The organism is Blautia sp. 1033sp1_1033st1_G9_1033SCRN_220408 (assembly GCF_040929965.1).
Lineage (GTDB): Bacteria > Bacillota > Clostridia > Lachnospirales > Lachnospiraceae > Blautia_A > Blautia_A ammoniilytica.
Map to the genome: position 1 here is coordinate 47,309 of NZ_JBFKZO010000012.1, position 20,172 is coordinate 67,480.

Here is a 20,172-nt window from a genome sequence, read left to right on the forward strand (position 1 = left end):
TTTAATTCTCCTCCTTGTTCATCAGATCTTCTACACACAGCCAGCATGCAGAACGGTGTTTGTCGCTGATTTCCACGTAAGGAGGCATTTTCTTCAGACAGATTTTCATACATTTCTCACAACGTGGTGCAAAAGGACATCCTTCCGGAGGATTCAGCATATCCACCGGTGTTCCCTCGATGGGGATCAGTCTCTCATAGCTCTGGGCATCCACACGTGGCATGGAACGGAGAAGTCCTTTGGTATATGGATGGGCAGGCTCATAGAAAATATCATCTACAGGCCCCTGCTCAACAATCTTTCCTGCATACATAACAGATACCTTATCACAGATATCTGCAACAACTCCCAGGTTATGGGTGATAAAAATAATACCCATGCCCGTCTTCTTCTGAAGGGATTTCATCAGATCCAGGATCTGCGCCTGAATGGTCACATCCAGGGCTGTGGTAGGTTCATCTGCGATCAGAAGCTGTGGATGACAGATCAGGCCCATGGCGATCATAACCCTCTGGCGCATACCTCCTGAAAACTCATGAGGATATTGATTCATACGCTTCTGTACATTGTTGATACCAACCATTTCCATCATTTCCATAGCTCTTTGTTCAGCTTCTTTCCTGCTGATCTTGCTGTCATGAGCACGCAGGGCCTCCACAAGCTGATTTCCTACTGTATAAACAGGATTCAGGCTTGTCATAGGGTTCTGGAAGATCATGGCGATTTTATTCCCACGATATTCCTGCATTTCTTTCTTTGTAAGGGCAAGCATGTCCTTTCCTTCAAAAGTAATGCTTCCGCCAACAACCTTACCTGGTGACTGAAGAAGACCAATAATGGAATAAGCCTCCTGGCTTTTTCCGGATCCGGACTCTCCAACCACTCCCATGACCTCACCATAATCCAGGTCATAGGAAATGCCTCCTACTGCCTTAACCTCACCGGCTGGTGTAAAGAAGGAGACTTTCAGGTCTTTTACTTCCAATAATTTTTCTTTCTTTTCAGACATTGTTCTCCTCCTTTCTTATTTCTTCAGCTTAGGATCCAAAGCATCACGCAGGCCGTCACCAAACAGGTTGAAAGCAAGGATCATCACACTAAGGATCACAGAAGGCACGATCAGACGATAGGTATATGTATACATGCCGCCAAGGGCATCTGTTGCCATGGAACCAAGGCTTGGAAGCGGTGCGGATACACCTACTCCAAGGTAGGACAAAAAGGATTCCAGGAAAATAGCAGATGGAATCTGCAGACAGGTGGTAACAACGATCTGCCCGATACAGTTGGGAAGAAGATGACGACGGATAATACGGCCGCCGGATGCTCCCAGTGCCCTTGCTGCTGTTACGTATTCCTGCTGCTTCAGCTGCAGTACCTGGCCACGGATAATACGGCTCATTGTTACCCAGTACAGCATACCGAAAGCGATAAACATGGAAATCAGGTTTGGTCCCAATACAGACACAAAAGACTTCATAGGACTGTTGCCTGCTGAATTTACATATTCTGTAAGGATTGGTTTCATAGCTGTAGCGATCAGAAGTACCACCAGCATTTCAGGCACTGCATAGATCAGTTCTACAATACGCTGCATCACCGCATCTACCTTGCCGCCGCAGTATCCGGAAATTGCGCCATAAACTGCACCGATCACCAGCACAAGAAGTGCTGCAAACACACCTACGGACATGGATACTCTGGCTCCGTACATAACACGCACCAGAATGTCACGGCCATACATGTCAGTTCCAAATACATGTGGAAAAACTTTTTCTCCGGAAGCCTTACGTTCCAGTTCTTTTTGGGAATAACCAAACAAATGCTTTTTTATACCAAGCTCCTTACGGAGTGCGTCCTGATCCACCTCTTCCGCACTGTCACTGCTTGCGGAGCTGCCTTTTTTAGCAGCAACCTTTGCCTGGGCACGGATCACAGCTTCGTCCTTTTTGGTGAATTCCTCTCCTTTGGCTTCAGCCTCTTCCTTAGCCTTGGCGATCATCTCATCTACATCAACCACATCTGTCTTTGTTCTTGAGGCGATCTCTGCATCCAGCTTCTGCTGGTCTTCCAAGGTATAGTGATAAGGATACAGGTTCTCTGCACCTTTGTTAAATTCGTCATAGCCATATGGAACCAGAACCGGCCCCAAAAAAGCAAATAAAAACAGCAAAACGATCACACCAAGGGCTACCATGGCTACCACATTCTTTTTCAGTCTGCGCCATGCATCCTTCCAGTAGGATACACTTTTACGATCCTGAATAAAGTCATCCTTTTCTTCTTTTGATGCCTTTGAGAAATCCTCTGGGGAAAGATCGTTTAACAAATTCTCAATATCCGGCTGCATACTGACAGGACAGCGCTTCATTTTCTTCTTTTGTTCTGCCACGATCATTCTCCTCCTTTCGTAAGGCTGATCCTTGGGTCAGCTACTTTATAAAGAAGGTCTACCACAAGGTTCATCAAAATAATAAATGCTGCAAGGAAAATCGTAGTACCCATGATCACCGGATAATCACGGTTCTGGATGGACTGTACAAAGTAACGTCCAAGTCCCGGAATGGAGAAAACGCTTTCCACTACAAAGCCGCCGCACAGGGTAAATGCTACCTGCGGCCCCAGATATGTAATAACCGGAATCAGGGCATTTCTAAGGGCATGTTTGAAAATGATCTTATTATTCTTAAGGCCCTTTGCCCTTGCAGTCTTGATATATTCCTGGCTGAATGAATCCAGCATGGCTGATCTGGTCTGTCTTGCAGTATAGCACATAGGGTAAAATCCAAGTGCAAAGCAGGGAAGTACATATGCCCTCCATCCCTGGGAAGCATCAAAGATCGAAGGGAACAAGCTTAAAGCGTTTGTTCCTGTAAGTGTAACCAGAAGTACAGATGCCACAACAAAGCTGGGCATAGAGATGCCGAGAGTACATATAATACGCAGCACACTATCTGTAAATTTGCCTCGTTTAAAAGCAGCAAGACAGCCAATGGGTATACCTACCAGCACTGCCCAGCACAAAGCAATGGCTCCAACCTTTGCTGATACCGGGAACATCTCTGTGATAATACTAAGAACCGCACGGTTCTTCTGCATTTTCAGAGATACACCAAAATCACCATGAAGAATATTCTTAAGATACATATAAAGCTGAACGTAAACCGGTTTATCAAGACCGTATTTTGCATTCAGTGCCGCAAGAGTTGTTTCCGACGGCGTTTTCTCACTGAGCCAGGGACTTCCTGGCACAGCATTCATTAAAAGGAAGGTAAGACATGCCACCAGAAAGATGGTCAGTATTGCCATTCCAAGCCTTTTTACAAAATATTTGCCCATTTTTCCTCCTTGTTTTCTTTTCCCCTGACACACCATTCTTGCAAATAAAACAAAAAAAGTCTCCGAAAACTTCTTTTTTCAAAGACCAAATCAATTCCGTTCTACTTCATAAGCTCTCTACTATGTCTGTTAGGAAAGTATTGCTCTTTACTACGGATAGAACATCCATCCATAAAATATGCAGAAATTATAGCACCCTTTTTTGCTTTAATCAAGTAACTTTTCTCATTTCTACACTTTAGCACAAGAAAAGACAAGTGAAAGAACGCTGCAGTTATGGTATTTTCCTTGACATCCCGGTCAAAAACCTGCAAAATGATGATAAAAAGAATGGCTGCCACAAACATGTGCAGCCAGAAGGAGTCGTGAGTCTTGGTCAACTTTGATTATTACCGCATTTTCTATTTTGTCTGCCAGTACAAAAGCTTTACCAAAGCAGCAGAAATCCTGAATAATAATCAGCCCAACATTACCCGCTGCATGAATATCCTGGAGCGCGAACTGAACTGTAAGCTGTTCGTCCGTACTCACCGTGGAGTTTCCCTTACCCCTGAGGGCAAACGTCTGTATGAACATATTTCCGTAGCTTATGAGCAGATTTCCCTTGGCGAAAAGGAACTGGAAAAGGATCGTGGTCTGGAAAGCGGCCTGATTTCCATTGGTGCCAGTGAGACAGCCCTGCGTCTTCTGCTTTTAGATAAGCTGGAATCCTTTCACAAAAAATATCCACATGTACGTCTACGGATTGCCAGTCACTCTACCCCGGAAGCTCTTACTGCCCTGGAAAACGGACTTGTGGATTTTGCAGTGGTTTCCAGCCCTGCCCACACAAAAAAACCTCTCCAGAAAACCCTCCTTGTATCTTTTAAGGAGATTCTTCTGGGAGGTCCTAAATTCGCCCAGGCAGCCAATACACCCCTGCACCTGCAGGATCTTCGGGATTATCCCTTTATTTCTCTTGGGGGACGGACTTCCACCAGGGAAACCTATATGGAGCTTTTTCTCCAGCGGGGACTGCCTTTCCAGCCGGATATGGAAGCATCTGCCACTGACCAGATCCTGCCTATGATCATGCATAATCTTGGCATTGGTTTTTTCCCGGAAATACTTGCCCAGGATGCCCTGCGCCGTGGCCAGGTGATCCAGATCCCCCTGGCAGAAGAGATCCCAGCCAGGGATGTTTATCTGGTACGGGACAGCACGCGGCCCCAAAGTATTGCTGTACGCAAAATGATCGCCGCATTAAAAGAATGATCCTACATGAAACAGATGTCCGCACAATCATCACTGCAAAAAATGATCCTGCAAAATGCAGGATCATCCTCCGATCTGGCAGTCCAGGCCACATACTGCATGGACTGCCTTTTTTAATGTTTCCATATGTTCTGCTGATGGGGGCAGAACCCCGTCCAGCAAATATTCACGACCAAGACCAGTGTATTTATCCTGTCCCAGCCTATGGTAAGGCAGCAAATGAATCTTATCCACCCCTGGAAGAGTTGCTGCAAATCTGGCAATCCCCTGGATCTCTTCCACAGTATCATTAAACCCTGGGATCACAGGCACCCTTATCACCAGGCGGGTCATCCCGGAAAGCGCTGTTTTTCTTGCATTTTCCAGCATTCGTTCATTAGATCTTCCGGTAAAAGCCTTATGTTTTTCAGGATTGGTATGCTTGATATCCATCAGGTACAGATCCAGATAGGGCAACACCATCTGGATATTCTCCCAGGGCATGCCTGCCATACTTTCTATAGCCGTATGGATTCCTCTTTCCTTTGCACCGCGAAGCAGATCCCTGGCAAACTCAGGCTGGCACAGGCATTCCCCTCCGGAAAGAGTCATCCCACCGCCTGAACGGTAATAGTATGCCCGATCCTTTTCCACTACCTGAAGCATTTCTTCCACTGTCACATCCCTGCCGATGATCTTCTCTTCCCCCTGTACGATCATCTTCTGAATGGCAAACTCCTGGGATTCCGGATTACAGCACCACCTGCACCGCAGGATGCACCCTTTCAGAAAAAGGATGGTACGGATCCCTGGTCCGTCATGAATGGAATATCTTTGTACATCAAAAATCCTGCCTGTTGTTTTCAAGTAATCCATTATGTTCTCCTGTTTCTCAGAATCCCTGCTCTGTCCTTCGTATAATATCATCCTGCAAGGATCTGGACAATGTGGTAAACAAAGCGCTGTATCCTGCCACACGCACCACCAGATGCTTATAATTCTCCGGGTGCGCCTGTGCGTCCAGAAGAGTCTCCCTGCTTACTACATTAAACTGCATATGCATGCCCTTCTGGTCAAAGAAGGTACGGATCAATGCCACAAATTTCTCCAATCCCTCTCTTCCTGACAAGGCAGAGGGATGGAATTTCTGATTAAATAATGTACCATTGGATACAATGAAATGATCAAGTCTGGATACAGAAGTAGCTGCTGCTGTAGGACCGTTCACATCTTTGCCTGCAGATGGTGAAACTCCGTCAGCAACCGGTGTATGGGCATATCTGCCGTCCGGGGTAGCTCCTGTCTGTCCTCCCAGCGGAACATTGGCAGATACAGGATAAAGACCTGCATGGAATCTGCCTCCTCTTGGGTTGCTATACTGCTGGATAGGCCTTGTATATGTATAAGCAACATCTCTTGCAAAATAATCCACTTCCGGAATATCATTTCCAAACTTAGGTACTTCCAGGATCTTGTTCCGGATCTCTTCGTACCGGCTGATCTTCTCCTTTGAAAGCTTCATGGAAAGCACAGACTGAACCACTGCTTCTGTCATCTTTTCATCAACCTGCCTGCCTGCATTTTCAGCTTCTTTCAGTATCCCCTGGGCAAGATCCTGCACAGACTGCTGATCCAGGCCTTTTCCGTAATTCCAGATCAGTGCTTCCTTTAATTCCCCAAGGGTAAACTGCTTCTCTTCAAATACCAGCTTCCTGATGGCATAAAGAGAATCAGCCATATTGGCGATCCCAAATCCCTGAGGACCGGTAAAGTTGTAGACAGCTCCACCTTCCTGGGTGGATTTGCCCTTTTTGATACAGTCATCGATCATACTGGATAAAAATGGCAGCGGGCATCTCTCCCCATGAGCCACATCAATTGCATTATCTGCATTCACCATCAAGGAAATACAGTAATCCATCTGTTGCTTATATGCATCATAAAAGTCTTCAAAGCTGTGCATCTCACTGATGTCCTTGGTAGGAACTCCCACCATCTCTCCCTTGTCCATACCCTGGGAGAAAACAAGCTCCAGCGGGCGGCACATATTAAAGAATGCAGCATCATGCCATCCTTCTGTCTTCCCCGCCTTCTGTGGCTCCACACATCCGATGATGTTATATTCCCTGGCATCTTCCAAAGTTAATCCCCGGTTCATCAGTGCCGGGATGATCACCTCATCATTATAATATGCAGGCAGACCGATCCCTGTCCTGGTAAGCTCTGCTGCCTTGATCAGAAGATCATGGGGCGAACCGTTCCATACCCGGATAGACAATGAGGGCTGAGGCAGGTTTACATGCATGGAGGCCTGAATACACATAAAAGACAGATCATTGGTCACATCCTCCCCATCTTTATTCTGACCTCCTACGATCAGATTCTGGAACAAACTGTATCCTGCAAATCCTTCCGCAGATACAGCATCTCTGCATTTATTCAGGTCATTCAGCTTCACCCAGATACAATCCATCAGCTCCTGGGCAGCTTCCCTGGTAATCTTTCCTGCTTCTACGTCCTTCTTATAATATGGATACATATACTGGTCAAATCTTCCAGGTGAAATAGAATGTCCGCTGGATTCGATCTGGATCAGAAGCTGTACAAACCAGAAAGACTGACAGGCCTGATAAAAGCTTTCTGCGCCTTTGGCAGGCACCCTGCTGCAGTTGTCAGCAATAGCCAGAAGCTCTTGCTTCCTGTCCGGATCCGTGCACTTTTCAGCCATCTGCTGTGCCAGTTCGGCATACCTGGCAGCATAATCCATAGCAGCCTGACAGCTTATGATCACAGCCTCCAGGAAACGGGACTTTCTTGCATAGTCACCATCTCCAACATTACACTGAGCCAACTCTGCTTTTGCCTTTGCCATGATCCCCTCAAAGCCAATATTCAGAACTTCCCAGTACTTAACAGTTACGTGCCCCACACCATTATAAAAATAGTTCCCTGGTGTAAAAATATTGTGTTCAATCCCCCGGATGGCTTCCGGTGCCATATAGGAAGTGGCAAGCTCACTGGTGGTCCTGCCCTTCCAATATTGATGGATCTGACGCAGTTCTTCCTTAGTCTCTTCTTTTATGAAAAATGGGTCTGCACTTCTGCCTGCAACCGTATCCAGTTCATCCTCCAGCCATTGATAAGAAAACTCCGGGAATGTCTGGCAGCTTCTGGGTGCAAGGGTGCTGCTTCCTACGATCAGTTCTTCCTCACGGATCACGATGGGAAGGTGATGCAGGATATGTGCAAATGCCTTTGCTCTTCTTTGAATGATCGGTTCTCCCTCAGTCTGCTGATAGGATTCTGTCAGAAGTCTGGCTCTTGCTGATTCGATCTTTGGCATCTCTGCATACAGATGCTCCACCAGTCTTGGAATCCTTGATGATTTTGGAATATCGCTTGTATTATATTTCTCCATGTTACTCCTCTCCCAAAGGGCAGCGCCTATGCTCCGCAATCACAGATGCTTTCCAAAGTCTTTTCGCTGTGGCAGGGTACTCCCTCCCCACCTTATTTTCCTCTATTATATCGAATCATTCCGCAAATGTCAACAGAATCAACACATCATATCCGTTGTATTTTGTGGATTTGTGTTGTTTTTAGTGTTTTTTTCATGTGAATTACATAAAAAAACTGTAACACAGGAAAATCCTATGCTACAGTTCTCATATTATAACCATTGTTATATTTGGATCCTAATCATTAGAAGCCTTAAACCGCTCAATAAACATCAGGAAAAAGCTTATCAGCAGAAGGCCGCTGCACACCCAGATCATTTTATATCCATAGGCAATACTCAGATTACCGCCTACTCCGGCGCCAAGGGCAAACAGGAAAATAATTCCAAAATAATAACCTGCCTGTTCCAGCTTCTTAGGATCTTTGCGCCGCCAGTAAGCTGAAAGGGCAGCTGTTCCACTTCGCAGATTACCGATACACATGGTACTTGCATAGGAATATCCGTGGATCTTCCGGAATGTTTGTACCTGCATGGCACAGGCAAAGGATACCAGTATGGTAGCCAGCATATTCATCGTAGATGGAACGAAGCCAACCAAAAACAGGATCACAATCTCTGCTGCCAGAATCCCTTGTCTCCAGTGAAGACGTCTGGCATTTTTAAATTTGCCCTGAATCTTCTCAGCAAAGAAAACTCCTAATGCAAAGGACAGTACCGGAAGCAGATACCGAAGGGCAATCCCCCAGTCACCGGCAAGCAGATGCTGACTAAGCAGCACCACATTTCCTGTCTGCGCATTTGAAAAGACTTCGTCTCTCACATTGTAGGTGTACGCATCCTGGAATCCTCCTGAAAGAGCCAGGAATGCACTGTTTACAAAAGCTTCGGACATCTGTACATCCGAAGCATCAGAAAACAGGTGATGATGTTCGTGGTGTTTTGTTTCCATGAAAAATATATCTCCATCCTCTTTTGTTTTACACAGCCTGTCCAATTCAAGTCGAGCAAAGGCTGTTTAGCTATTAGTTCATATAATACCTGCCTTCTGTCAAAATGTAAAATGTATCGTTCATATTATTGTCATATAAAAAATATATAGTTACTGATCACACCATTCACAGTAACTATATATCTCACATTTTACACTATGAAGTTAATTCAGAACACCTTAATGGCAGCCACTGCAATGCCCACAGTCACCGCCGCATCCTTTACCATTCTTTTTATCCTTGATCATACTGCGAACGATCAGGCCTACAATCACAACCAATACAGCGCCTACGATCACTGTTCCCATGGAAATTCCTCCTTTTCCTGAACAGACACTTAAAAGTCTGACTTATGTTTCTTTTGTTAGTATATACTAACAAAAGTAATATGTCAATATCTGTCCTATCCGAATTTCTTACAGTTAAATCTGAAATTCTTCCAAAGAGGAAAGCTTATCACCAAACTCTGTATCGCTGCATTCCTGGAAAACAGCCTCCTTTTGCATTTTCTGGAGGGCAGAGGCAGAGGTTTTCAAAGGCTGGATCGTTCCAGCTCCTGCAATACATCCTCCCGGACAAGCCATACCTTCTAGCATATATCCATCATATTTGCCCATTTTGGCCAGCTGCATCATTTTTTTGCAATTTGCAAGACCGTCTGCACTGGCAGTCTTTACGGTTCGCTCCGGATCCAAACGGTGAATGGCATTCACAACTGCTGCTGCCACACCGCCGCTGGCAGCAAAGCCTCTTCCATCTGCACTGGCACGTACCAAAGGCTCTCCGTCAGGCAGAGAATCAAAGTCTACGCCCTTTGCCTCAAACATACCAGCCACCTCTTCAAAGGTAAGTACAAAGTCCACATAGCTTCGAATGGATTTTCTGCTTGCTTCCAATTTCTTGGCAGCACATGGTCCCACAAAAACTATCTTGCATTCCGGTTCTTCCTGCTTGATCAGCCTTGCTGTCAGTACCATCGGTGTCAATGCCATGGAAATACAGTCAGCCTGCTTTGGGAACATTTTCTTTGCCATCACAGACCAGGCCGGACAACAGGAGGTTCCCATAAACGGAATCTTTGCCGGAACTTCTTCTATGAAATCCTTGGCTTCTTCAATGGCACACAGATCTGCACCAACGGCTACTTCCCGCACATTCTTAAACCCAAGTGCTTTAAAGGCTTCCCGGATCTTTGTATCCTTAAGCCCTTCAAACTGGCCTGCAACTGCCGGTGCAACAATGGCATATACCGGATTACCACTTTTGATCGCCATAATGGTCTGGTATATCTGACCCTTATCAACAATGGCACTAAATGGACAGCTTACCAGACACATTCCGCAGGACACACACTTATCCTGATCGATCTCTGCCCTTCCATATTGATCTGAATGGATCGCTCCCATTCCACAAGCTGCAGCACAGGGGCGTTCCTGCTTGATAATAGCATTGTATGGGCAGGCACTAACGCATTTTCCACATTTGATACACTTTTCCTGATCAATATAAGAATGGCCCTTCACCATAGATATGGCCTTCTTGGGACAGACCTCCACACAGGGATGTTCCAGGCAGCCCTGACATCCTTCTGTTACCATCACTTTCTTCTCTGCACAGGAATTGCATGCAAACTTGATCACATTAATCAGCGGGGGTTCATAATACTTTTCCTCGATTACACTTGCCTCTACCCCCTGAGAAATAGGGGCATGCTCTGAAATACTCCGAAGGGACATTCCCATGGCAACACGAAGACGTTCGCCTACAACTGCACGCTCCAGGAAAATACTGTCCCTGTATGTGGCAATCTCGCCTGGAATGATCTTGTAAGGAAGCTTTTCCAGATTTTCGATTCCGTCTTCTTCATATGCCATGCGGGCAATTTCCGTGAAGATCTGATGTCTTATTTTCGTCTTAGACGAATATAATCCTCTCATTTAATTCTCCTTTTTGTTTAATATCCGCAATCTGTAGTAAATTATCCTCCGCTATAAAAATACTAACACATTTCTATCCGGTCTGACAAGGGCATCTGTTACATCAAAAGCATCACACCTGCAGCTTCATCTGACCGTCTTTAATATAGCCCATATTTTTCATGCCCCGATAGATCACATAGGAAACTACTGCTGGAAGAATGAAATGGAAAACAAGAATCTTCAGAAGTACCATCAAAGGCTCTTCTGCTGCAGTCATAGTCTGATAAGTCATGATCTGTCCTACCAGTCCGGAAGTACCCATTCCTGCGCCTGTAGGATTATTCGTCATATGAAAAGGCCCTATGATCGCAATCGGTCCTAAAATAGCAGATGCCAATGTAGGCGGCAGCCATATCAAAGGTCTGCGTACAATATTGGGAATCTGCAGCATAGACGTACCAACGCCCTGGGCAAACAGACCACCTACTCCGTTATCTTTAAAACTGGTTACAGCAAAGCCGATCATCTGACAGCAGCATCCTACGGTAGCTGCACCTGCTGCTACTCCGTTCAATCCCAGAATGATCCCAAGGGCTGCAGAACTGATGGGCAGTGTAAGAGCCATACCCATAAGGACAGAAACCACGATTCCCATAAGGATAGGCTGCTGCTCTGTACCCCAGTTGATCATTCCTCCGATCCAGCTCATAAACTGAGAGATACCAGGCCCTAACAGCATTCCAACAGCACCACCGGATATAATGGTCACTGCAGGAGTGATCAAAAGATCCAGTTTGGTCTTTCCTGCTACCAGATGTCCTACCATAATTCCTACATAAGCAGCAATAAAGGCACCTAAAGGCTCTCCAGGGCCGGACAGCACCATGGCTCCCTGCTCTGAAAAAAATGTACCTGCCAGAATATTGGCAGCATAAGCACCGATCATACCTGCAGCTGCCGCAGACAGAAGAACATAGGTGGATTCCTTAAACTTATAAGCTACTCCAATACCAATGCCTGCACCTGTAAGTCTCTGTGCGATCACTGCAAAGGCACTAAGATAATGGCCATAGGTTCCTCCCATCAGATCACCGATCTGTTTTAAAATGGTACCGATGATCAGCGTGGAAAAAAGTCCCAGCGCCATACCGCTTAATCCGTCAATAAAAATATTGGACAGGATTTTCTTAAATGATTTCATTTTTCTCTCCTTTTCCTAATTATCCGGCATTTTTGCCGGGAAATCCGTTTGATTGTATCATACTTTCTGCGGATATCCAATACTCAGTTGGCAAAGGAAAGAAGAGTGCTTGTGAATTGCTGATTTTTTCACATTTTTTATCTTGTACGAAAGCCTGATTTTTGCTAGAGTGTATAGGAAATGGTCGATTCAGCTGTTGTATTTTCATACAACCTTTTAAACTTACAGGAGGTTCTCATGATCATAGATTTTCATACCCATATTTTTCCGGATAAGGTGGCTGCTGCCGCCATCCCCAAGCTTGCTTCTGTTATAAATATCTCTCCCAGCATGGACGGTACCATCCAGGGGCTTCTTGATTCCATGGACAGGGCCAAGGTAGACACAAGCGTGATCCTGCCGGTGATCACAGATCCACATCAGTTTGATTCCATCATCCGCTTTGCTTCCAGTATCAATGAAAGCCAGGACAATACCCATCCCAGACTGATCTCTTTTGCAGGAATCCACCCGGCTATGGATAATTACAAAGATCTGCTCCACCTGATCGCAGCCCAGGGGTTTTCCGGAATCAAGCTTCATCCCAATTACCAGGACACATGCTTTGACGATATCCGGTATCTGCGGATCGTCTATACGGCTTCCGAACTGGGGCTGATCGTGCAGGTGCATACAGGAGAGGATCCCTATACTCCCGGAGAACAGTTCTGCTCCCCGGATATGGTCCTCCATGTAATAGAAGAAACAGCCCCGCCCAAGCTGGTGCTAGCCCATATGGGAAGCAACGAACACTATGACGAGGCTGAAGCCAAGCTGTGCGGTCAGAATGTATATCTTGATACCGCCTATTCTATTTTGCATATGTGCGAAGAGCAGCTGGTACGCATGATCCATCTTCATGGCGCAGACAAAGTACTGTTCGGCAGCGATGCCCCCTGGACAGACCAGAAGGCAGATATTGAACGCTTTATGTCTTTTTCAGGACTGTCCCTTTCAGAAAAAGAGCAGATCCTTCATGAGAATGCACAGCTTCTTCTGGGCATTTAACCAGACCTGCCATGTGGCAGCACAAAAAAAGAGCTGTTACATATGCAACAGCTCTGATTAAATCCGATTATTTTTTGTTCTCTTTCTATTACTTTACAATTCTTTCTGTTTTCTAACAATTCTCATAGCCGTAAGCAAGATCGCACCCATAGCCAATAATAATAACGTCTGCCACAAAGCGGCATCGCTGTCATCTCCTGTCTTGGGAGAATTGGTGCTGTAACCTGAGCCGCCATTTCCTGAACCACCGGCACCACCGTTTCCTGAGCCGCCGGATGGTCCTTCGGTCACAGTTACTGTAACTGTAGGCTCCGGAGTATCAGAGGGCTTTGGTTTTTTAGTAGGTGTGGGTGTCTTGGACACAGTCACAGACGGTATGGGTGTGGCAGATACTTCCGGTGCAGGTGTGGTTGTAATCTGCGGGGTTGGTGTATTCGTTGGTGTAATTGTTGGCTCGACCGGCGTTGGGGTTGGCTCCTGATACCGGTTGGTCACTGTCACATCACAGTCTGTCGGAAGAAGCTCTGTCACATTTCCTTCACCGCTCTTGCCATTTGTGGAGGCCCATCCTGCGATCCAGTTCCCCTGCTTTGTTTCAGTTACACGGTAAGCGGTGCACTCCTGCAAGGTGCTGAACTGGATGGGCTCTCCTGCTTTTAACTGGAACTGATATTTTCCTGTTCCGTTTTCTACAGGGGTACGCTTTCCATCCTTCAGCTGATACAGATTGCCGGTGTAGGCATTTCCCTGTCCATCCAGAAGCTCCATTTCAAATCCAAAGCTTTCCTGGGTATCTTTTCCTTCTACTGCCTTTGTCACTGCAAAATCCTTAAATACAGGAAGATTAAACTTAATGGAGCAGTCAGACAGGGTTCCTCCTCTTTCCAGGTAGAAGAAGCTGAAGGTATGCTTTGTTCCTGCTGCCCATGCAGAATCATCCCACTTGCCGATGGCTTCCGGATAATCTGCAAATACAGAGGATAATGCCTGTGTCCTGGTGTCTCCGGTAACACTGCTGGTCACAGTAAAGGTTCCCTTGGTAAAGTTAATGCTTCCGGATACCGCTTCATGGATACCGCCCATATCAAGCACCATCTGTCCGTCCACAAACAGCCAGGCATCATCATCACCGCTGAAAGAAAAGACCATATCTTTCTGTGCAGAAATATTTCCCTGAGCATCCGTAATAGCTACCGTGCCCTTTTCCGGAATGATAAAATCCTTCTCCATGCTCATCCCGAAATGGTAATCTACGGTTTTCAGCTGATCCAGCAGATAAATACCCTTAGTATTTTTCTCACTGGTTCCCCATACTCCTTCGTCCTCAAAGCTGTTGAATGGGAAAAAGCCTGCCCCTTTCTCATCCCAGCCCTCAATACCGATGGCCTTATCATACTGATAGATCTTGTTTGCTCCCGGATCATAACCGGCATGGTTGACGCTGCTCTGGTAGCTGTACTCATTGGTTGAAGGATCATATACAAAATCAAAGCCAACATTCTGGTATACGCTCTTGGTACCGCCGTTTACAGCAGCAGGCACCACTGAAGTATCAAACAATGAAAATGGCGTTGTGTAATTAAATACAGGCAGCCCGTCCTCTCCCAGCTGATTCTTCAGGATTCCTGGGAATATATTATTGTGCCAGGTATTTACTGCTGTGTTTTTAACATTTTTAGGATCATACCGGAATCTGTACTGTGCAGTCTGCGCCCCAAGTACAAAATGCGCCCATTCACCAAAATCATAGTCAAAAAGCGTAACCGGCAGGGATCTTACATTGGTCAGCCTGCTTACTGTCTCACTGCCTCCTGCATCCACATTTTTCGGGGAGGTAGCGATCACCAGATGTTCTGTCTTTGGACCTTCTGTCGGGAAATGGGAAAGTGTTCCGGCAAATTCATGTCTGCCAGGATGCTGTACATCCGAAGGGATCTGACAGGACCCATACACCACATCATACTCTCTGGTATTGCTCAGCCAGACCCTGTAGGAGAATGTATACAGATCAAATTCCGGTACAATAACGATAGCCTCGTTATCCTTCAGGTGAGCATGTACCCTATAACCATTCTTTGCATAAAGCCATCCACCTGTTTGATAGTTTTCTGAATCCAAAATATTAATCCAGTCACTGGTCTCGTTCTTTTTCTCTATCTTATGCCAGTTTCCTTCTTCATCCTGTCGATACAACCATGCATTGAAATACATAAATCCATAGCTTTCGTTGCCACAAACTCCATCCTCCGCCATATTAAGTTGTACATTAAATTCAGCAAGTTCCTTGGAACTTCCGCCAATATTTTTATTCTGTATTACAAGACCATTCTCTGGAAGACTATTTTCAGGAAGCGTCTGCTTAGATAATGACACTGTTCCTGTGTCTAAGCCCTGCAATACAACCAATCTTTCCTTTTCCGAAGTATAATTGACTTCTCCGGTCACTCCATAGGACACGTTTAGTGTATATACAGTTTCAGGTGATGTATTCTGCCAGTCTGTCGTGTGCCAGCGATTTGTCTTTTTCAGGTACGTATAATATTTTGGCTTGTTATCTCTTGATATTTTATTGATCAAATAAGCGTAACTTACTGTTCCAGTCTGAGGATAAATAACATTGCCATTCTTGTCTGTTGTCTCATATGCTCCATCTTTACGGTAATTATTCCACGACAGATAATTGTCATTTTTCATTAATGAAGTAGCTTTTTTACTTGGAAATATGGGGCGCAAAACCTGAATAACCTCACTACTGCTTTCTAAATAAATCGCCTTCTTTCCTTTAGGGATTCTATATATTTCCACTTTCGGTCCATAATCTCCTGAAACAATCGTATATTTGCCATCATCACTCAACTGATACTTTTCCTTTACATACCAGCTATATTTTTCTCCGTTATTCAAAGCTGGCTCAATATATGTTTCTCCGGACTCCCCAGGCAGAAAAATGAAGCCGTAATTAGGAAGACCATTCTCCAGAAGCCCACACCCCTGTATCTTTTCACCGGTACTTACTGATAAAACTGCTTCCTGTAAATATTTTCCATCATCACATACCGATTCTTTTCCATAAAAAACTTTTGCCTCGTTTTCAATTTCAGTTCCATTCTCACCGATAACAGATAAAATGTCTCCAGTTCCATTCAGAGAAAGACTGTAATCAAAATTAAAGTATCGGATCTTCTGCGTACTGCCATATAAAGTGTCTGGAAAGACTTTGTTATTATCCGGATCATTTGATTTTAATGCGCTTTCGTATTTTCCATAATACCCCTTTCTTGTCAAACCAGTGTATTCCGGTGAATATGGAATGATACACAAAATATCTCCTGTCTGTAAATCCATTTCAGCAAGATTCAGACTTCCTCCATTTTCAGCAGTCACAGAAGTATTTTGGGCATCCACTACAATGTATGTACCATCTCCTTGATTCCGGAATAATACAGCCGCCATTCTGGTTCCACCTTTTCCAGTGATTTTGTATGTCCAGTAAATCCCATATTTAAAATCTCGGTATTGATCATCTGTAGAATATCCCATGCCAGCCTCACCGTTTTTATAATCTTCCGGTACTGTAATATTAACCTTCAGCATTCCTGTCAAACCATCTGCCGGTATTTCTCCAATTTTCATCTGAAATCCTATATTAGGAAGACCATTTTCGCCCAATTCATATAGCCTACCATCCGTTTGAAGCTGTGTTGAAATTTCCAGATCCGCTCCCACTGTTCCTTCATGTTCTGCGGTTCCGTTTCCACAAGTAAGCCATGCTCCCTTTACCATACCATCTACCAGGGTGGGACTGCTCTGTCCATCCAGGGCTTTCACACCTGTGATTGACCATTCCTGTGTGCTGTTCAGAAAAACCTGATACTGGAAACAATAATTACGGCTTTGTGAATTTTCATATCTTTTTGCACCACTTACTCCGGATGTATAGTGATAAGTATAACTATCTCCCTTGCACCTTAATGGTATGATTGCTGCCACTTCATCAGGCTTGGGATTAACATAAAAACAATGATAATAATCGGACGTATCCTCATAGTTTTCAATATCCTGGATGATGTTCCAACCTCTATTTTCTCTATCTTCGTCGCTAACTTCATATTTTCCTGTATTCTGATTCCATTTGTAATAAAGGCACGCTGCCCACAGCCCTGGAGTTTGGTAATTTTCAGGCTGGGAATTATGCAGCTTTTCCCAACATGGGTTTACTCTTACAAAATATCCCGGATATCTGGTTTCATCGGCATAACCTGTCACTGCTTCCGTCTGTGCATTTCCGTGGATCAGAAGTGCATAATTAGGCAGACCATTTTCTTTGAAAGATGGAACTGCAGCCTCTTTTGACGTTACGTTAAGCTGTGGATTTGTTATATCGGTTACATCCGAAGATACCTCCGTGCTCCAGTATTGTCCCTTTTGTGTCCATTCTCCTTGCACAGCTTCCACGGATTCTGTGATAGTATCCTGACCGACATAATGGTTAAATTCCACCAACAGCTGATAATGATATATTTCTGAAACAATTGGATAAAGAACCAGGCATTCTCCAGGAGACAAATATCTTCTTGTTTCTGATCTGTATAATTGATGCCATTTTTGTCCGTTATCTGTATTTTTCCATTTTCCGTCTTCATTCTGTGAGTATTTTTCAGCACCAATCTCAAATCCATAATCGTCTGATTCGCATTCTTTAACAACGTCTTCATAGGCATAATGGTAGATATATTTACTCTTCCCTGTCAGATGTCCTGTCACCGACACAACTGTCCCTACCTCTCCTGCATTATGAATGACCACAGCTCCCTTAGGCAATCCGTTCTCCTGGTATTCAAGAACCTGTTTAGAAACAGCATTCCGTATTCTGATGACAGATCGTAGATTTTCTGTTGTCAGCTGCTCTATAGGGTGCTCCCCATCTCCTTCATATGTGGTCCACTGGCCTGTATCTGGAAGACTGCCCCCTTTTCCTCCTGCATCGGAAACCTGTTGTATTTCACAGGTCTTAATTTGTTCGCCTTGTAATTTGAAAGTTGCTTTCCCAACCCACGACGAACTGTTCTGTGCCAGTATACTATCGGTAAGAAAGTAAGATTTTCTTTTGTAACTATCCCAATAATAATACTTTGGCAAGACAACCATTCTTATGGAGCTATACTTTCCCACATAGCTTTTTGCTTCCCTTATCACATTGAAAGAAGAAGCACTATTCATTGTAATGTATTCATACCGGTTATCGATTTTCCCATATAGAAAACAATACCAATCGCCATCATAGCTTCCCTTGTACCATATATCATCCACTTTACCTTCATTGTAAGAAAAGTTGATCTTACTGTAAGCTTCCAGTAATGAACCATCCAGTGTAAAATCCACAATCATTCCGCAGGCCGGATTCGCCGGATCCTCTATAATCTTAGTGCTATCATTTACAGGCTGCAGATCCTCGCCCTCCAACAGATCTGTTTCTGCATTTTCTTCTTCCACATCCTCAATTTCCATATCTTCTGAAGCAGAATCTGAAGCATTATCATCAGCTTCATCCACATCCAAATTCTGGGATTCTGTCACATCCTGAAACTGCGGTTCATCACCTTCCGGAGTTTCTGCCTGGTTCTTATTATTACCGTCCTCTTCGTCTGTAGATTCTTCCGGAAGAACTACTTCCTCCGGTTCATCTTTACTTTGTTCCTCTGTTAATTCTGTCGGTTCATCTTCGCCTTGTTCCTCGGTTAATACTGCCGGATCCGCTGCTCCATCTGTAATCTCCCCACCATCGTAAAACTCGGCACCATAGCTTACATTTCCTGCCACTGCACCTTGGAAATTGCCGCCAATAACCATGGAAAAAACAATCGTCATAGCCAACAGCCTGCTTATTCCTTTCTTCCTCATACACCTTTCCTCCTTTATAATGCCTTTCTTTTTTAACTCATTCTCTGTTGCTGTCCCAGATTTTCATTTTAAATTATACGTCTTTACTATAATCTGTTCTATATCACATTTTTCATTTTTATAAAATTTTTTCGTATAAAAAGAGTACACAATCCATGTATTCACAATTTCCCGGCTAATTTACCTAGTACAGTGAATATTGGATACGTGGATGTTAAACTCGAAGCCTGGTACAGTTATTTGCAGAACGCTGTACCAGGCGAAATTCAAGAATGCCTCCGGCAGGATTGCAGAGGCTATATCAGCTGGGAGATGACTCCCAGCTGATATAATTGAAAAACCGTCCAAATATTCCTCCGAGCCATAAACACTCAGAGAAACCTGGACGGTTATTTTCATATCTGCTTATTTACTTAATCCTCATAATGTCCCCTGCAGGCAATAATCCACAGAAAACCATTCTCATCTATATTGTAAACCAGTCTGTTCACATCATCAATCCGCCTGCTCCATGCTTTTCTATGGCGTAATGGTTCCGGCTTTCCAATGCCTTCAGACAAGCCTTCTCTTTCAATAGACTTAATGAGTTCGTTTATGCGCTTCAAAGTCCTTTTGTCTTGTGTTTGCCAATAAAGATAATCATCCCATGCTCTGTCAGCCCATAACTTTTTCATTCATCTACCTCAAGCAGTTCATGTTCCTTCCCCATGCCTGCAGATAATTGTGCAATTCCTCTGTCAATCATAGCAAGATATTCTGCATTACGAGCAGCTTTTTCAAGCTGATTGTATCTTTCAAGGCTCATGATTACAACATTCTTTTCGCCTTTACGTGTAACAATAACAGTCTCGTGATTATCTGTTGCTTGATCGCAATAATCTTTTAAATGATTTCGGATTGTAGAATAATTCACAGCTAACATAATCTCACCAGCCTTTCATAATTATTCAACTTCTTGTACTATTTATTGTGCTATTTTCTGTACAATTATTTTACCCTATTATTCTATGGCAGTCAATCCAATTATTCTACATTTCTCTCATTTTTATGATTCCCCTGTCTGAAAACCTATCATATGAAAGT

The 20,172-nt window shown here is 44.3% G+C and carries 14 protein-coding genes; 2 read left to right on the top strand and 12 right to left on the bottom strand.

The features are described 5' to 3' along the window. Window position 1 precedes the first annotated feature (1 nt). From AB5916_RS10305 to AB5916_RS10315, 3 genes are read right to left on the bottom strand one after another with little or no spacing between them, the layout of a single operon-like run. A complete protein-coding gene (locus tag AB5916_RS10305; RefSeq protein WP_173728269.1) occupies window positions 2-1,009 on the bottom strand; it encodes an ABC transporter ATP-binding protein in 1,008 nt (335 codons plus the stop codon). A gap of 15 nt (window positions 1,010-1,024) precedes the next feature. Continuing rightward, the gene (locus AB5916_RS10310; protein ID WP_368190681.1) at window positions 1,025-2,392 is read right to left on the bottom strand and encodes an ABC transporter permease; all 1,368 of its coding nucleotides are present in this window, start codon (window positions 2,390-2,392) and stop codon (window positions 1,025-1,027) included. 2 nt (window positions 2,393-2,394) lie between these two features. Then, window positions 2,395-3,339, bottom strand: coding sequence for an ABC transporter permease (locus AB5916_RS10315; protein ID WP_173728272.1), 945 nt, complete (start codon window positions 3,337-3,339; stop codon window positions 2,395-2,397). 372 nt (window positions 3,340-3,711) lie between these two features. Between AB5916_RS10315 and AB5916_RS10320 the strand changes: the two genes are divergently transcribed. Continuing rightward, a complete protein-coding gene (locus AB5916_RS10320) occupies window positions 3,712-4,593 on the top strand; it encodes a LysR family transcriptional regulator (RefSeq protein ID WP_173728274.1) in 882 nt (293 codons plus the stop codon). Between the two features lie 63 nt (window positions 4,594-4,656). On the opposite strand, the gene AB5916_RS10325 is transcribed toward AB5916_RS10320, so the two are convergent. From AB5916_RS10325 to AB5916_RS10350, 6 genes are all read right to left on the bottom strand, one after another. Next, window positions 4,657-5,448 carry a glycyl-radical enzyme activating protein gene (locus tag AB5916_RS10325; protein ID WP_262582797.1) on the bottom strand — a complete coding sequence of 264 codons (792 nt, stop codon included), beginning with the start codon at window positions 5,446-5,448 and terminating at the stop codon, window positions 4,657-4,659. Window positions 5,449-5,464: 16 nt separating this feature from the next. After that, a complete protein-coding gene (locus tag AB5916_RS10330) occupies window positions 5,465-7,990 on the bottom strand; it encodes a glycyl radical protein (protein ID WP_368190683.1) in 2,526 nt (841 codons plus the stop codon). A gap of 277 nt (window positions 7,991-8,267) precedes the next feature. After that, on the bottom strand, window positions 8,268-8,981 hold the full coding sequence (locus tag AB5916_RS10335; protein WP_262582798.1) for a YoaK family protein: 714 nt from the start codon (window positions 8,979-8,981) through the stop codon (window positions 8,268-8,270). Window positions 8,982-9,200: 219 nt separating this feature from the next. Further along, complete coding sequence (locus tag AB5916_RS10340) at window positions 9,201-9,329, bottom strand: FeoB-associated Cys-rich membrane protein (RefSeq protein ID WP_158421804.1); 129 nt, start codon at window positions 9,327-9,329, stop codon at window positions 9,201-9,203. A gap of 114 nt (window positions 9,330-9,443) precedes the next feature. Beyond that, complete coding sequence (locus tag AB5916_RS10345; RefSeq protein ID WP_368190685.1) at window positions 9,444-10,958, bottom strand: 4Fe-4S dicluster domain-containing protein; 1,515 nt, start codon at window positions 10,956-10,958, stop codon at window positions 9,444-9,446. 112 nt (window positions 10,959-11,070) lie between these two features. Beyond that, window positions 11,071-12,141: a PTS transporter subunit IIC gene (locus AB5916_RS10350; protein ID WP_173728280.1), complete on the bottom strand. Its 1,071-nt coding sequence runs from the start codon at window positions 12,139-12,141 to the stop codon at window positions 11,071-11,073. 237 nt (window positions 12,142-12,378) lie between these two features. Between AB5916_RS10350 and AB5916_RS10355 the strand changes: the two genes are divergently transcribed. After that, a complete protein-coding gene (locus AB5916_RS10355; RefSeq protein WP_368190687.1) occupies window positions 12,379-13,188 on the top strand; it encodes an amidohydrolase family protein in 810 nt (269 codons plus the stop codon). Window positions 13,189-13,281: 93 nt separating this feature from the next. On the opposite strand, the gene AB5916_RS10360 is transcribed toward AB5916_RS10355, so the two are convergent. The 3 genes from AB5916_RS10360 to AB5916_RS10370 all read right to left on the bottom strand — a co-directional run bounded on the left by AB5916_RS10360 (window position 13,282) and on the right by AB5916_RS10370 (window position 20,011). Beyond that, a complete protein-coding gene (locus AB5916_RS10360) occupies window positions 13,282-19,089 on the bottom strand; it encodes a hypothetical protein (RefSeq protein WP_368190689.1) in 5,808 nt (1,935 codons plus the stop codon). A 413-nt stretch (window positions 19,090-19,502) separates the two neighbouring features. Further along, a complete protein-coding gene (locus AB5916_RS10365; RefSeq protein ID WP_173728285.1) occupies window positions 19,503-19,763 on the bottom strand; it encodes a Txe/YoeB family addiction module toxin in 261 nt (86 codons plus the stop codon). Then, on the bottom strand, window positions 19,760-20,011 hold the full coding sequence (locus AB5916_RS10370; RefSeq protein WP_158421811.1) for a type II toxin-antitoxin system Phd/YefM family antitoxin: 252 nt from the start codon (window positions 20,009-20,011) through the stop codon (window positions 19,760-19,762). Before AB5916_RS10370 ends, AB5916_RS10365 begins: the two co-directional genes overlap by 4 nt. Window positions 20,012-20,172 lie beyond the last annotated feature (161 nt).